Below are 14,059 nucleotides of genomic sequence, written 5' to 3'. Positions count from 1 at the left end.
CCGCCCTTAATGGGCTGGACCGAGAAATGCCAGCCAGCGGCGTTCGGCAACCCGGAACAGACCGACCAGGGCAAAGGTTACGGCCAGGTAGATCAACGCGGCGATGCCGAACGACTGGAACGTCAGGAAGGTTGCCGAGTTGGCGTCCCGCGCGACTTTCAGGATGTCCGGGATGGTCGCGGTGAAGGCCACGGTGGTTGAGTGCAGCATCAGGATCACTTCGTTGCTGTAGTAGGGCAACGAACGGCGCAGGGCCGAAGGCATGATCACGTAGGCATACAGCTTCCAGCCCGTCAGGCCATAGGCCTTGGCAGCCTCGACTTCGCCGTGGTTCATGCTGCGAATCGCCCCGGCGAAAATCTCCGTGGTGTAGGCGCAGGTGTTCAGGGCGAAGGCCAGGATCGTGCAGTTCATCGCGTCGCGAAAGAACCCATCGAGCACCGGTTGCGCGCGGATCGCGGCGAGGCTGTAGATCCCCGTGTAGCAGATCAGCAACTGGATATACAGCGGCGTGCCACGGAACAGGTAGGTGTAGAACTGCACCGGCCAGCGGATGTAGAAATGCGGTGAAACCCGGGCAATCGCCAGCGGGATCGACACCAGGAAGCCGATGCAGATCGAGGCGCTGAGCAGCCACATCGTCATCGCCAGGCCGGTGATGTGGTAGCCGTCGCTGTAGAAGAACGGCTTCCAGTACTCCTGCAAGAGCTCAATCATCGCACTGCCTCCCGGGAACCTGCCGCGTAGTGCTGCTCAAGCCAGCGCAGGACGACATTCGACGCGCTGGTGATCAGCAGGTAGATCAGCGCCGCCAACACCAGGAAAAAGAACAACTGATAAGTACTCTTGCCGGCGTCCTGGGCGGCCTTGACCAGGTCGGCCAGGCCGATGATCGACACCAGCGCGGTGGCCTTGAGAATCACCATCCAGTTGTTGCCAATGCCGGGCAAAGCGAAACGCATCATCTGGGGGAAGACCACGAAGCGAAAGCGCTGCGCACGACTCAGGCCGTAGGCGGTAGCAGCTTCCATCTGGCCACGGGGCACGGCGAGGATCGCGCCACGGAAGGTCTCGGTGAAATAGGCGCCATAGATAAAGCCCAGGGTGATGACCCCGGCGCCAAATGGATTGATCTCGATGTATTCCCACTCCATGGCCACCGTGAAACTGGTCAACCAGGTTTGCAGGCTGTAGAAAATCAACAGCATCAGCACCAGGTCCGGCACCCCACGAATCAAGGTGGTGTAGAGCTGGGCGGGAATTCGCAACAGTTTGAGGCTGGACAGCTTGGCGCTGGCGCCGAGCAGTCCGAGCAGCACACTCAGCAGCAGGGACAAAATCGATAACTTGACGGTCATCCAGCTGCCTTCCAGCAACAGAGGGCCAAAACCCTGCAAGCTGAATGCGGAAAGCCCGAGCGTCTGTAAGAGAGCTTCGAACATAATTCACAGGACCTATCGCGATAAAGAAGCGCCCTCCCCGAGAAGGGCGCGGGACGTTATTTGCCGCTGTAGAGATTCAGATCACCGAAGTGTTTTTTCTGGATCGCCGCGTAGGTGCCGTCATCGTGCAGCGCCTGGATGCCTTTATTGATCAGGGCCTTGAGTTCGGTGTTGCCCTTGGCAATACCCACCGCGGTCTTGGCCGGTAACAGTGGACTGTCGACGGGCGGGCTGACTTCGTAGTCGACACCTTGTGGCGACTTCAAGAAGCCCAGCTCGGCTTGCAGCATGTCCTGGATCGAGGCGTCGAGACGGCCGGAAATCAGGTCGGCGTAGACCTGGTCCTGGTTGGCGTAGGCCTGGGTTTCCACGCCAGCCTTGTCCAGTACTTGCTTGGCATAGGCCTCTTGAATGGTGCCCTGCTCGTAGCCGACTTTTTTGCCCTTGAGCGAAGCCAGGTCGATACCTACAGTGGAACCCTTCTTGTAGACCAGGGCAGTTGGACCGGAGAACAGCTCACTGGAAAAATCGATGACTTTTTCCCGAGCCGGGGTAACGGTCATCGAGGAAATCACACCGTCGAACTTGTTGGCCTTGAGTCCGGGAATCGTGCCGTCAAAATCACTTTCTACCCACCGGCACTTGACCTTCAACTCGGCGCAGATCGCGTTACCCAGATCGATATCGAAGCCCACCAGGCTGCCATCGGCGGCCTTGGATTCGAAGGGTGCATAAGAAGGATCGACGCCAAAACGCAGCTCCTTGTAGTCCTTGGCCAGGGCAGCACCGGCAGCCAGGCAGAGGGTCAGCGCAGAAAGGGTCAGCAATGTTCTTTTCATTATTATCAATTCCTAAAACCATGACGGGCGCTTGTGACCCATGGATACGGTCAGGGACTGCGCGCAAGACGCTAAACCTGATCCCGAACCTCAAGCGCTAGCTTCAAAAGCAATCCAGTGCGCCGAGCTTCGACCTCAACACTTACGCACATAGACTTACTTGTACGTACAAGCATATGCAATCACTCAGCCAACTCCCCCGCGCAAGGCCAAACCGCCCCAGGCGAAAGGCACGCAAGCCCACAGGCACGGGGGTTTCGCCGTACATAAACAGTGTATTGAGGATCAGGCCGCTCAAGGTTCAGACTGTTACCCGGTGCGCACTTCGCCCGGTATTGGTGCGTCCGGTAACAATTTGAGAGGTTTAATGGCGAGGGGAAACACCCGGTGGGCAGCAGGTATTGCCACTTGAATGGCGAGACAACAAAAAACCCACGCACACAAAAACGCCGCTCGATGAGCGGCGTTTTTGATGAATATGGAGCGGGAAACGAGACTCGAACTCGCGACCCCGACCTTGGCAAGGTCGTGCTCTACCAACTGAGCTATTCCCGCAATGGCGTCCCCTAGGGGACTCGAACCCCTGTTACCGCCGTGAAAGGGCGGTGTCCTAGGCCACTAGACGAAGGGGACACAGCAACTACTACCCGCAACACATGGCGTGTGCTGCGGTGACCAACAAAAACGCCACTCACTGAGTGGCGCTCTCGTTAAATTTGGAGCGGGAAACGAGACTCGAACTCGCGACCCCGACCTTGGCAAGGTCGTGCTCTACCAACTGAGCTATTCCCGCAAATGGCGTCCCCTAGGGGACTCGAACCCCTGTTACCGCCGTGAAAGGGCGGTGTCCTAGGCCACTAGACGAAGGGGACACGCTACCCGGAACACATGGTGTGTGTTTCGGTGTCCAGAGCCGCATCCGAAGACTTGGTTCTGGTTTCACTCAGCACCGCCCGAAAGCACTGCTGTTTAAAATTGGAGCGGGAAACGAGACTCGAACTCGCGACCCCGACCTTGGCAAGGTCGTGCTCTACCAACTGAGCTATTCCCGCATTGGCGTCCCCTAGGGGACTCGAACCCCTGTTACCGCCGTGAAAGGGCGGTGTCCTAGGCCACTAGACGAAGGGGACACAGCTACAACTTCACTCCCTACCGCGTTTTGCTGTTCGCTTTACGCTGTAAGTGGCGCGCATTCTATGGATGGATTGAGGGGTCGTCAACCCCCCGATATAAATTTATTTAAATCAATGACTTCGCTGTCCTTTGTGGGACGTTTCGGGGTTTTCGGCCGACCGGTGTTTGACGCCTATATTCTGGCACTCGCCAAGGCGCTATAGTCCTTGGCACACCGATAGTGGCATTGTGCATCCATCGACCACCTACCCCTATCGACCGCTGCAGGGCCCGTTTCAACTCGTCGCACCGCCCTATCCGCCCCCAGGCTTAGCCACTACACTCGCACCCAAACCCAATAAAGAGGTCTTCACGGTGACACCACTCATGATCACCCTGCTAGTAATAGTCGGGATCGCACTACTGATCGCTATTGGCTACATGAACAATGTGGTGGAAAACAACAAGCTGCAAAAGGCCCGCACCAAGGTTGAACTCAATGACCGCTTGCGCCGCTGCGGCGAAATCACCGAGACCTTCCCCGGCCAGTTGATGACACCGGCCCTCAAGTTGCTGCTGGCTCGCCTGGAACTGAACGTCTGCCAGCGCATGCTCAATCTGGAGAAATCCAGCACCCCCTTGAAAAGCCGCATCGAAGAGTTGAAGGCCTTGATTGCCCAGGGCGAATCGATTCCGGTGAACAACCCGCCGGCGCCGATCCTGACCGAGGCCAAGGCCAAGGACGTACGTTTCCTGCTCGAAGCCTTGCATGGACAGGTCACCCGCGCCGCCCACGATGGTTTCCTGCCCACCAACGAGGCAAAAAGCTGGATTCGTGAAATCCGCCACATCCTGGTGCTGCTGCACATCGAGTTTTTCAGCAATCTGGGCCAGCACGCCCTGCAACAGGAGCAACCTGGCCAGGCGCGCCTGGCATTCGAGCGTGGCGTGCAGTACTTGCGCAAACAACCCGATCCGCAGGCCTACAGTGAACAGCTGAAGTTCCTGGAAAAACTCCTGGCCCGCGCCAACTCCATGGTGCTGACCAACATTGCCCCGGTTGAAGGTGACGTGAATGAGTTGACCGAGGGCCTCAAGGAAGTCGAGGCCGATGCAGACTGGAAGAAGAAAGTCATCTACGACTGATATCACCTTCGAGGATCGCAGGTCAGTACTGGCCTGCGATCCTCCTGCTACGCCCCCCGCCTTACAGCCTGAAATGCCCGACCATCCCCTTCAGTTCCACACCCAGCTGCGCCAGCTCAATGCTCGACGCGGCATTGCCCTGCATGGCCAGCGAGGATTGATCGGCACTGGCACGGATGCTGGTGACGCTGCGATTGATCTCTTCGGCCACCGAGCTCTGCTGCTCGGCCGCGGCGGCGATCTGCTGGTTCATCTGCTGAATCAGCGAAACGGCCGCAGCGATACTGCCCAGTGCGCTCTCGGTCTGCAGCGCATCACTGACCGCCAGCTTGACCAACTCGCCACTGTTCTCGATCTGCTGCACTGAAGACTGCGCGGCGCCGCGCAGGGAAGACACCAGGCGCTCGATTTCCTCGGTCGACTGCTGGGTGCGCTTGGCCAGCGCGCGGACCTCATCGGCCACCACGGCAAAGCCTCTGCCCTGCTCGCCTGCCCGCGCCGCCTCAATGGCGGCGTTGAGGGCCAGTAGATTGGTTTGCTCGGCCACGCTCTTGATCACGCTGAGGACACTGCCAATGTTCTGGATCTCGGCGCTCAGGCTCTCGATGCTGGTACTGGTCGCTGTCGCCGAGTCTGCCAGTTGTTCGATCCGCTGCATGCTCTGACGCACCACCTGCTGGCCGGACTCCACCTTGCTGTCAGCGGTTTGGGCAGCCTGCGCCGCCTCCTCGGCATTGCGCGCCACGTCGTGCACCGTGGCCGTCATCTGATTCATGGCGGTGGCAACTTGTTCGGTTTCCTCTTTCTGGCTGCTGACTTCAAGATTGGTCTGCTCGGCCCCTGCCGACAGCGACTGCGCGGAGCTGGCCAGTTGCTCGATGCCCGCCTGCAGGCCACTGACGATCCGGCTCAATCCCGCGCCCATCTGCTGCATGGCCTGCATCAGCTGGCCGATTTCATCACGCCGGGTCACCACTACACTGGCACTCAAGTCGCCAGCGGCAATTTGCTCGGCCAGTCGGATTACGCTGCGCAAAGGGCTAACGATCAGTCGGGTGATCAGCCAGGCGGCGATCAGTCCGACCACCAAGGCCAAGGCCGACGACACAATGATCAGCAGCGAGTTTTGCTGCAACTCTGCCTGCATCGCCTGGTCTTGTGCGGCGTAAGCCTGATCGACCCGCTGCACCACTTCGCCAGCACGTGCATGTAACTGTTGATACACCTGTTGTTCGCGAGCCAGGAGCTCGGTGTACTCCGCCAGTTTTTCGGTGAAACTGGCGATGTGCCCGGCCACCTCGCCGAGTACAGTCTGGTAACCGCCATCCTTGACCACCTGCATCAGCGCTTGCGCCTGGCTCAACGCCTGGTCAGCCTGCTCGATCTTGCCCTGCTCGCTATCCTGCGTGGTGGCCTTGCGGCTCTGGTCCAGGCGGACCCGCGCCTCGTTCATTGCCTGCAGCATCAACTTCGAGACCTGACTGACCTGGCTGGCTTGCTCGATAAATTCACCACCCTCCTTGCCGGCCGACTCCTTGAGTATGTAGGCGCCATCGTCAGCCAGCCCCGCCTGCAATACATCCAGGTTGTTGGCCACGCTTGCGACCGACCAACTGGCCATTTCCAGCGCCAGGTCCTTGGCCGAAGTCAGCTCGACAAATTCATCGAAGGCCTTGCGATAGGCGCCCAGGGAATGCTCGACCTCATTCATCACCGGGGCATTGACCGCCGACCGCGCCTTGAGCTCGGCGGTCAGGTTGAGCAAGCCGTCAAGGCCCTGGCGCAAGGCCTCGGCGGTTTTGTCATCGGCGTGCAAGGCATACTCCTGCTCCAGCAGACGCACCTTGAGCAGGCCACTGTTGAGCGCCGACATTTGCTTGAGCCCGTCGAAACGCTGGCTGATGGTGTGCAGCGACCAGACCCCGATAGCCGCTACCAGGGCAGTCAACAGCAACACCAGGATAAAACCCAGTCCCAGTTTTTTCGCCATGCCGAGGTTGGCGAAATATCCTTGCGCGCCTGAAATCATTGCTCGTCACCTTCTTCCAGTGGCCAATGGCAATGGGGGCCATTTTCTCTCCCGGCAGGGTCGCAACCGGGGCCCCTCAAGCACAAGTCTCGGCTGCCGCAATCATGGCAAAAAGCTATGTATGCGTCGCTTTCAGAACGCTTGAGGTCGATCCTCCAATGCGCAGGCCTGAAAGAACGCCAATGCTTGTGAGTCGCCGGCATAGGCCACATTGATGCGCAACCAATCGCCGGCCTCGCCGCTGGGGCTGAATTCAGCGCTGCCAGCCAGGGCAATACCGTGTCGCTGCGCGAGGGCGCGTACGTGCTTCGCTGCACAAGCCCTGGGCCTGGCCCAGATATACAGCCCCCCCGAAGGTCTGCCAAAGACTTCCCAGTCCGCGTCCTCCAGCACCTGCAGTGACGCGTTCAGCTCGCGCTTCAAACGCAGCCGCTGGCGCTGCACCAGCTTGCGATATGCCCCGTTGGCCAGCAGGGTATGGAGTACCGCTTCACTGAAGCAGGAGACGCCCAGACTGGTGATCCGCTTGACCTGCGCCAGGCGCTTGACCAGCGCCTGATTGGCCACGACATAGCCGACCCGCAGCGAGCTGCTGAGGGTCTTGGAAAAACTGCCGAGGTAGATCACACAGCCAGCGTTATCCAGCGCGGCCAGACGAGTCGCACTGCGCCCGTGAAAATCGCCATAGACGTCATCTTCGACAATGCACAGCCCATATTGAGCGGCCAGCTCCAGCAGGCGTTGCGCCACAGCGAGGACCAGGCAACTGCCGGTAGGATTGTGAAACTGGCTGTTGATGAACAGTGCGCGCGGCTGATGGACTGCCAAGAGCGACTCAAGCACCTGGATGTCCGGCCCACGCGGGGTACGCGGCACCTCGAGCATCCGCACACCCGACAACCGCAATTGTTCGAACAGGTTGGAATGACCGGGCGTTTCCACCACCACACAATCACCGGGTTTGAGCAGGGTGCGGATGATCAGGTCCAGCCCATGGGTGGCGCCGGCAGTGGTGAGCACCTGGGACTGCTCGGCGACGATCGAAATCTGTTTCAGGCGCTTGAGAATCTGCAGGCGCAGGGCCGGCAAGCCATACACCGAGCTGTAGCTGAACAACCCCTGCATATCGGTGCGTGACATCTGCCGGATCGCATACCCGAGGTCATCGCTTTCCCGCCAGCTTTGCGGCATGCCGGCACATCCCAGGGGCAACGGGCTTGCCCCGGCAGTGAGCACTTCTTCAGAGCTGCACGGGAGCAGCGGCGTGACAACGAAATAGCTTGAACCATGACGCGATGCAAGCACGCCCTGCGCCACCATGCGCTCGTAGGCTTCTATCACGCAGGATTGGCTGAGCAGGTTGTCCCGGGCCAGTTGGCGAACAGAGGGTAAACGCGTGCCAGGCTCGATGGCACCCTGGCGAATTCTGCCGGCAAGCGCATCAACCACCTGCTGCACGACGGGGACCAGCGCCTGACGATCGATTCTCAATTCCATGAGAAATCAGCTCCAAATGTTTTAGATTATTTCCTCGATCAGTTAAACACAGCCTGCCTGTCCGCTTGATGCGGCACCCGGTCAAAACCCCCTCGCCCTAACCCCTTGAAACACATTCGCCAAAGACACAAAAAAGCCCACAGGAATGCGGGCTTGCTCTTACATAAGTTCCAGTGGTTGCACTGCAGAAAACTCGGCTTTCCTCAGTCCATCAAAAAGCCGTCACCCCACCATCCACGGCCAATGAATGGCCTGTGGTAAACGCCGCGCCATCGCTGCACAGGTACAGCACCGCACTGGCAATTTCCTCCACCTTACCTATGCGTCCCACCGGGTGCATGGCGGCAGCGAAGTCGGCCTTTTTCGGATCGGCCTCGTAGGCCCGACGGAACATGTCGGTATCAATCACCGCAGGACACACCGCATTGACCCGGATCTTTTTCTTCGCATATTCGATGGCGGCCGACTTGGTCAGCCCGATCACCGCGTGCTTGGATGCGGCGTAGATGCTCATCTTAGGTGCCGCCCCCAGGCCGGCCACCGAGGCGGTATTGACGATGGCGCCGCCGCCCTGGGCCAGCATCAAAGGCAGTTGATGTTTCATGCACAGCCAGACACCTTTGACATTGACCCCCATGATCGCGTCGAACTCATCGAGCGTGCCCTCGGCCAGCTTGCCCTTTTCGATCTCGATCCCGGCGTTGTTGAAGGCGTAATCAATTCGGCCATAGGTACTCACGGCTTGCGCCATCAGGTTTTGCACGTCGCTTTCCTGGGTCACGTTGCAACGCACAAACACCGCCTCGCCACCGGCCGCACGAATCAGTTCGACCGTGCCCTCTCCCCCCGCCACATCGAGATCCGCCACCACCACTTGCAAGCCTGCGGCGGCAAATGCCTGGGCAGTCGCACGGCCGATACCGGCGGCCGCACCGGTCACCAACGCTACCCGGCCAGAAAACGTCATGCTCATTGTTGTGTCCTCGAATGATGGGAGTGAACGCGTTTTGCCAGTCTAGCCACCCGGCCCTGTCGCACGTCAGCACTATCAGAAGGCCGGTTGATCGCTCATGAGTAGCAGTGATGAATAGGCCCACCGAACTATCACTGCGTTGGATCGAGCCGTATTCGCTGGATCAGCAAACCTTGCGACATCGGCCATGAGGGTCTATCAATCAGACTTCCTTCACCCTTGAGTACCCGCCATGACTGCCCAGACCAACCGCCAATTCCTGCTCGCCAAACGCCCGGTGGGGGCGGCAAACCGCGAAACCTTTACCTATCAGCAAGTACCGGTGGGCGAACCGGCGGCGGGCCAGATCCTGGTCAAGAACGAGTACCTGTCGCTGGACCCGGCCATGCGCGGCTGGATGAACGAAGGCAAGTCCTACATCGCGCCAGTGGGCATTGGCGAAGTCATGCGCGCCCTGGGCGTGGGCCAGGTCATTGCCTCCAACAACCCGGGGTTTGCCGTGGGTGATTACGTCAACGGCGCACTAGGGGTGCAGGACTACTTCCTCGGTGAGCCGCGCGGTTTCTACAAGGTCGATCCGAAACTGGCGCCACTGCCACGTTACCTGTCGGCGCTGGGCATGACCGGCATGACCGCTTATTTCGCGCTGCTGGACGTCGGCGCCCCCAAGGCCGGTGAAACCGTGGTGCTGTCTGGCGCCGCCGGAGCGGTCGGCAGCATCGCCGGGCAGATTGCCAAACTCAAAGGCTGCCGCGTGGTGGGCATTGCCGGAGGAGCCGACAAGTGCCGGTTCCTGATCGACGAACTGGGTTTCGACGGGGCCATCGACTACAAGAGTGAGGACGTGGTGGCCGGCCTCAAGCGCGAATGCCCGAAAGGCGTGGACGTGTACTTCGACAACGTCGGCGGCGACATCCTCGACGCCGTACTGAGCCGCCTGAACGTCAAGGCCCGCGTGGTCATCTGCGGCGCCATCAGCCAGTACAACAACAAGGAAGCGATCAAGGGACCGGCCAACTACCTCTCGCTGCTGGTCAACCGGGCACGCATGGAAGGATTCGTGGTGATGGACTACGCCGCACAATTCGCTGCCGCCGGGCAGGAAATGGCCGGCTGGATGGCCAAGGGTCAGCTCAAGAGCAAGGAGGATATCGTTGACGGACTGGAGACGTTCCCGGAAACCCTGATGAAATTGTTCAGCGGCGAAAACTTCGGGAAACTGGTGTTGAAGGTTTAACCCGAGCCAGCACTGCTGGCTTGTCGCACCCTCACCGGCAAGCCAGCCCCTACAGAAGCCACCACCACTCAACAGGCCGAGCGTTGGCTCGCCTGCAGCTCTTGATCTTGAGATAGCCGGGGCGTGGACTGCGTCCTCGAACGCAGCCTCGCGGGCTCGGCAGCTGCTACAGGGGATTGGGGTATTGCCGAGATCTAGGGTGTGGCGCAGGCCGCTATCGCGAGCAAGCTCGCTCCCACAGAAGAGAAATGCGCCGCCCCTACAAAGCCAACTCAGCCACAACCGCAGCCAACGCCTTGGCTGGATCAGCCGCCTGACTGATCGGACGCCCGATCACCAGATAGTCAGAACCCGCATCCAGAGCCTGGCGCGGAGTAAGGATCCGGCGCTGATCGTCCTGCGCACTGCCCGCCGGACGAATCCCCGGGGTCACCAGTTGCAGCGACGGATGTGCCGCCTTCAAGGCCTGGGCTTCCAGCGCCGAACACACCAGGCCATCCATCCCGGCTTTCTGCGCCAGTGCCGCCAGACGCAAGACCTGCTCCTGCGGCTCGATGTCCAGGCCGATCCCGGCCAGGTCTTCACGCTCCATGCTGGTCAGCACCGTCACGCCAATCAGCAGCGGCTTGGGACCACTGCGCTGGTCGAGCACTTCACGGCAGGCCGCCATCATGCGCAAGCCACCGGAGCAGTGCACGTTGACCATCCACACACCCATCTCCGCTGCCGCCTTGACGGCCATCGCGGTGGTGTTGGGAATGTCGTGGAACTTGAGGTCGAGAAATACTTCAAAACCCTTGTCGCGCAGGGTTCCGACGATTTCCGCAGCACAACTGGTGAACAGCTCTTTACCGACCTTGACCCGGCACAGCTTGGGGTCCAACTGGTCAGCCAGCTTCAGTGCGGCGTCACGGGTAGGGAAATCCAGGGCGACGATGATAGGAGTCTGGCAGGCGGACATGAGTGGGCTCTCAGGCAAGTCGAAATCGGCGCGCATTGTAGCGGAACGCGAGCCCGTCCGGGACCCGATGATCGGTAAATCATCATCAACGGTGCCCATGACTGAAAAAAAGCCTCAAAGAGCTGACGCGCTCGTTGCCACCCGCGTCAGCCCGCCCTCCCTTTCAGCGCTTGTCTTCAACCCGTGCCTGGCTGTTGCTCCAGTCGATCAGCAGACTATAGGCCACCGCCAGCAAGGTCGGGCCGATGAACAGGCCGATAAAGCCGAAGGCAATCAAACCGCCAAAGACCCCGAGCAAGACGATCACCAACGGCAGATTACCGCCACGGCTGATCAGGTAGGGTTTGAGCACGTTGTCGACGCCACTGATGATGAACATCCCCCAGACACCGAGGAACACTGCAAACCCGTAGTCGCCCTTCCACACCAGCCAGGCCGTAGCCGGAATCCACACCAGGGGTGGGCCCATGGGAATCAGGCTGAGCAGGAAGGTGACGATGCCCAGCACCAGCGCCCCCGGCACACCGGCGATCAGGAAACCGATCAGGGCCAGCACGGCCTGCGCCGCCGCCGTGCCAATGACCCCGTTGACCACCCGCTGCACGGTGCCGGCCACCAACTCGATGTAGTAACCGGCCCGCTCGCCGATCAGGCGTTCCAGCAGACGGTGGACAAAACCCGCCAGCCGCGGGCCATCGCGGTAGAAAAAGAACACGAAGACGATGCTCAGTGTCAGCTCCAGGATACCGCCACCGATCTGCGCACTGCGTGCCAGCAACCAGTTGCCAACCTGCCCCAGATAGGGTTTGACCGTCACCATCAGTGCCGCGCCCTGCTGGTCGACGCTGTTCCAGATACCCACCAACCGTCCCCCGACCAGGGGAATGGAGCCGAGCCAGACGGGCGCTTCGGGCAGGCCATCGACCTGGACATCCTTGATGAAGACCGTGGCATCGCGCACATGGTCCGCCAGGTTGAAACCCAGCCATACCAGTGGCGCCGCCACCAGCACCATCCAGCCCAGGGTCAGCACGGCGGCGGCCAGGGATTCGCGACCGTTGAGCCAACGGGTCAGCAGGCGCATCAACGGCCAACTGGCGAACGCCAGCACCGCGCCCCAGAACAGCGCCGACCAGAACGGCGCCATCACCCAGAAACTGGCACCGAATAACACCAGGAGCAGGATCTGCACCAACAGGCGATCGTTATTGAGCATGAAAAATCTCGAACAGGGTTAATCGACAAAAGTGCAAGCGAACGGCCCAAGGCACGTTCGCTTGCACAGAGCTTAACGCAAGAGTTCGAAATGCAGGCCAGGGTCTTTCACCTCACCCAGGTCCAACCGCGCACTGCGCACGCCCTGTGCCACCAGCGCCTGACGCCAGGCATCGGCCTGGACCCCGGAAACACTGACCCGCAACGTGGTATCGAGGTTCAGGCCACGGGACAGCAACGTCACCCACGGGGCCTGGGGTTCCCCGGTCAGGCGTGGCAGGTCCAGGGTGCCTGTGTCCTTGAGTTGCCGTAACAACGTGGCAGAGGTAGGCAACAGCTCGCCCAAGGGGGCACCGGCGTCGAATTGCTCGACATGCAGGTACGCCCGGCGATTGCCTCGCGTGATGCTGTACAGCGCCACCAATGAGTTGTCCTGGGGTGCAGCCAGGCGTAGCAGCAGGTAGGCCTGGCCGTTATCGGCACCATAGAGCTTGGCGTTGCCGAAGACTTCGTTGGCCCACAGGCTGCTTTCGCCGCAATCACGCGCCTGACACCAGAACAACAACTCGGCGCCCTGCTTCTGCAAGGCCTCGCGGGCTGCGGTGAAGGCGGCAGTAGCGGAATGCTCCGGTGGCAACTCATAGGTCACCGAGGTCATCTGGCCCCGTGCAGTGACTTGCCCGTCAAACCGCAACTGGCCGCTGATCTTGCGGATCGCACCCATGGGGTAGATCCGCTCCAGCTCGGCGGGCGGACGATAATCGACGATTTGCGCATCGGCCATGCGTGGCACCAGCGGCAAATCCTGGCTGCCCGGCACGTCGGCAGCCGACGCCAACGAACTGCAACAGGCAAGTACGAACAAACTGAAAAAACGCATGCGCTTCAACCTTGAAGAGACTCTCATCGGATCAGCATGGCCTGGGCGCCCTTGATGACACTGGCGTCGTCGATGCGTTGTGGCACCAACAACCCGCGCTGCACTGCCGGGCGCTCGGCCATGGCAGCCATCCAGCGCTGCAAGGCCGGCAAGCCATCAACCGAGACCCCGGACCACTCATGGCCACGCACCCACGGATAGGTCGCAATGTCGGCAATGCTGTAGGTGTCGGCGAGGTATTCAACGGTTTCCAGACGGCTGTCGAGCACCTCGTACAGGCGGCGGGTTTCGTGCTGGTAACGGTCGATGGCGCCCTGCAGCTTTTCCGCAAAGTAGCGGAAAAACACATTCGCCTGGCCCTGCATCGGGCCGATGCCGCCCATCTGGAACATCAACCACTGGATTACCCGCGAACGCCCTTGTGGGTCGGTGGGCAGCAATTGCCCGCTCAGTTCAGCGAGGTAGAGCAGGATCGCGCCGGATTCGAACACGGCAAAATCGCCGTTGGCGCGGTCGACAATCGCCGGAATCCGGCCATTGGGATTGATCTTGAGAAACGCGGGTGCCTTTTGTTCCTTCTTGTCGAAACTCAGGGCATGCACCGTGTAGGGCATGCCGAGTTCCTCGAGCACGATAGAGACCTTGTGGCCATTAGGGGTCGCAGCGGTGTAGAGATCTATCATGGTTGTCTCCCATTTCAACCCGCCCAGCCTCGACAGTTGCCCGC

11 protein-coding genes, 6 tRNA genes and 2 pseudogenes are annotated in these 14,059 nt (G+C 60.3%); 2 read left to right on the top strand and 17 right to left on the bottom strand.

Annotated features, from left to right (window positions below):
• Nucleotides 1-6: 6 nt before the first annotated feature.
• From PspS04_RS07945 to PspS04_RS07905, 9 genes are all read right to left on the bottom strand, one after another.
• Nucleotides 7-717, bottom strand: a complete 711-nt coding sequence (locus PspS04_RS07945) for an ABC transporter permease (protein WP_159994480.1) — start codon at nucleotides 715-717, stop codon at nucleotides 7-9.
• Nucleotides 714-1,442 (bottom strand): ABC transporter permease, encoded by a 729-nt coding sequence (locus PspS04_RS07940; RefSeq protein WP_095167590.1) that lies wholly within the window; start codon nucleotides 1,440-1,442, stop codon nucleotides 714-716. The genes PspS04_RS07945 and PspS04_RS07940 overlap by 4 nt, the downstream gene beginning before the upstream one ends.
• A 56-nt stretch (nucleotides 1,443-1,498) precedes the next feature.
• Nucleotides 1,499-2,281, bottom strand: coding sequence for a transporter substrate-binding domain-containing protein (locus PspS04_RS07935; protein WP_095167588.1), 783 nt, complete (start codon nucleotides 2,279-2,281; stop codon nucleotides 1,499-1,501).
• A 479-nt stretch (nucleotides 2,282-2,760) separates the two neighbouring features.
• A tRNA-Gly gene (locus tag PspS04_RS07930) sits at nucleotides 2,761-2,836 on the bottom strand.
• Nucleotides 2,837-2,838: 2 nt separating this feature from the next.
• Nucleotides 2,839-2,914: transfer RNA gene (locus PspS04_RS07925), tRNA-Glu, on the bottom strand.
• 84 nt (nucleotides 2,915-2,998) lie between these two features.
• A tRNA-Gly gene (locus PspS04_RS07920) sits at nucleotides 2,999-3,074 on the bottom strand.
• Between the two features lie 3 nt (nucleotides 3,075-3,077).
• Nucleotides 3,078-3,153, bottom strand: a tRNA-Glu gene (locus PspS04_RS07915).
• Nucleotides 3,154-3,257: 104 nt separating this feature from the next.
• A tRNA-Gly gene (locus PspS04_RS07910) sits at nucleotides 3,258-3,333 on the bottom strand.
• A 2-nt stretch (nucleotides 3,334-3,335) separates the two neighbouring features.
• Nucleotides 3,336-3,411 (bottom strand) — tRNA-Glu (locus PspS04_RS07905).
• 370 nt (nucleotides 3,412-3,781) lie between these two features.
• On the opposite strand from PspS04_RS07905, the gene PspS04_RS07900 reads away from it, so the two are divergent.
• A complete protein-coding gene (locus PspS04_RS07900) occupies nucleotides 3,782-4,540 on the top strand; it encodes a hypothetical protein (RefSeq protein WP_174244569.1) in 759 nt (252 codons plus the stop codon).
• Between the two features lie 61 nt (nucleotides 4,541-4,601).
• Here the strand turns inward: PspS04_RS07900 and PspS04_RS28055 are convergent.
• The 4 genes and pseudogenes from PspS04_RS28055 to PspS04_RS07885 form a co-directional block, all read right to left on the bottom strand.
• A pseudogene (locus PspS04_RS28055) lies at nucleotides 4,602-5,198 on the bottom strand (methyl-accepting chemotaxis protein); the annotation flags it as partial.
• Nucleotides 5,199-5,300: 102 nt separating this feature from the next.
• Nucleotides 5,301-5,687 (bottom strand): annotated as a pseudogene (locus tag PspS04_RS28050) (HAMP domain-containing protein); the annotation flags it as partial.
• A gap of 1,014 nt (nucleotides 5,688-6,701) precedes the next feature.
• Nucleotides 6,702-8,066 (bottom strand): aminotransferase-like domain-containing protein, encoded by a 1,365-nt coding sequence (locus PspS04_RS07890; RefSeq protein WP_159994474.1) that lies wholly within the window; start codon nucleotides 8,064-8,066, stop codon nucleotides 6,702-6,704.
• 211 nt (nucleotides 8,067-8,277) lie between these two features.
• Nucleotides 8,278-9,039, bottom strand: a complete 762-nt coding sequence (locus tag PspS04_RS07885) for an SDR family oxidoreductase (RefSeq protein WP_159994472.1) — start codon at nucleotides 9,037-9,039, stop codon at nucleotides 8,278-8,280.
• 232 nt (nucleotides 9,040-9,271) lie between these two features.
• Here PspS04_RS07885 and PspS04_RS07880 point away from each other — a divergent pair, with 232 nt between their 5' ends.
• Nucleotides 9,272-10,276, top strand: a complete 1,005-nt coding sequence (locus PspS04_RS07880; RefSeq protein WP_159994470.1) for an NADP-dependent oxidoreductase — start codon at nucleotides 9,272-9,274, stop codon at nucleotides 10,274-10,276.
• Nucleotides 10,277-10,535: 259 nt separating this feature from the next.
• Here PspS04_RS07880 and pyrF read toward each other — a convergent pair whose 3' ends face one another.
• From pyrF to PspS04_RS07860, 4 genes are all read right to left on the bottom strand, one after another.
• Nucleotides 10,536-11,237, bottom strand: a complete 702-nt coding sequence (gene pyrF / locus PspS04_RS07875) for an orotidine-5'-phosphate decarboxylase (RefSeq protein WP_162530196.1) — start codon at nucleotides 11,235-11,237, stop codon at nucleotides 10,536-10,538.
• A gap of 163 nt (nucleotides 11,238-11,400) precedes the next feature.
• Entirely contained in the window at nucleotides 11,401-12,453 is a 1,053-nt protein-coding gene (locus PspS04_RS07870) for an AI-2E family transporter (protein WP_095167576.1), read from the bottom strand.
• A gap of 72 nt (nucleotides 12,454-12,525) precedes the next feature.
• Nucleotides 12,526-13,332 carry a DUF4892 domain-containing protein gene (locus PspS04_RS07865; protein WP_159994468.1) on the bottom strand — a complete coding sequence of 269 codons (807 nt, stop codon included), beginning with the start codon at nucleotides 13,330-13,332 and terminating at the stop codon, nucleotides 12,526-12,528.
• Between the two features lie 23 nt (nucleotides 13,333-13,355).
• Nucleotides 13,356-14,015, bottom strand: a complete 660-nt coding sequence (locus tag PspS04_RS07860) for a glutathione S-transferase family protein (protein WP_095167572.1) — start codon at nucleotides 14,013-14,015, stop codon at nucleotides 13,356-13,358.
• Nucleotides 14,016-14,059 lie beyond the last annotated feature (44 nt).

It is taken from the genome of Pseudomonas sp. S04 (assembly GCF_009834545.1).
Classification (GTDB): domain Bacteria; phylum Pseudomonadota; class Gammaproteobacteria; order Pseudomonadales; family Pseudomonadaceae; genus Aquipseudomonas.
Note: the sequence above shows the minus strand (reverse complement) of the source record. Positions and strands in the feature narration are given on the sequence as shown.